Source organism: Ruegeria sp. AL12, assembly GCF_056540885.1.
This window is the reverse complement of record NZ_JBQFXN010000112.1, coordinates 1-757: the sequence shown is the minus strand read 5'-3', so window position 1 is coordinate 757 and position 757 is coordinate 1. Positions and strand designations below refer to the sequence as shown.

The window sequence follows — 757 nt, the reverse complement described above, 5'->3', positions numbered from 1 at the left end:
GGGCTTCGACCCTTCGCGTGTGCCTCTCTGCCACGTCACAATCTTCATGTATTTATGGACACTCAGCCCGCCAGTATAGCTGGCCGCGCCCGAGGTTGGCAGAACATGGTTCGTACCGGTCGCTTTATCTCCGTATGACACGGTTGTTTCCTCGCCCAGAAACAGCGATCCGTAACAGGTCAGCCGTTCCAGCCACCAATCCAGATCCTCAGCCTGAACCGTTAGATGCTCAGGTGCGTATTCGTCGGAACAGGCGGCCATCTCTTCGCGGTTGGAACAGACGATAACCTCAGCATAATCGCGCCATGCGGCCGAGGCGTTTTCGCGGTTCAGTTCCGGCAGATCTGCGATCAGCGCAGGCACCAGTTCCATCACCTTTTGCGCAAGGTCGCGATCATCGGTGACCAGCCAGACCGGCGAGTTGTATCCGTGCTCGGCCTGACTGACCAAATCGGTGGCGACGACATGCGCATCGGCGGACTGATCGGCAAGGATCAAACTGTCGGTCGGACCTGCGATCATGTCGATACCAACCTTGCCGTAAAGGATGCGCTTGGCTTCGGCCACGAATTGATTGCCGGGGCCTACAAGGATGTTGGCGCGTGGCAAACCAAACAGACCGTAGGTCATGGCGGCAACGCCCTGCACGCCCCCCATAGCCAGAATGCTGTCGGCCCCACTGATATGGGCCGCATAAACGATGGCAGGCGCAACCCCTTCGCCAGGGCGCGGAGGCGAGCAGGCCGTGATGTGGCGA

Annotated in this window: 1 protein-coding gene; it reads right to left on the bottom strand. The window is 59.4% G+C overall.

What is annotated here, in order from left to right; all coding sequences use genetic code 11:
- The coding region (gene hisD / locus ACR0C6_RS21700) for a histidinol dehydrogenase (protein WP_480621212.1) at positions 1-757 on the bottom strand (757 nt) is incomplete at both ends.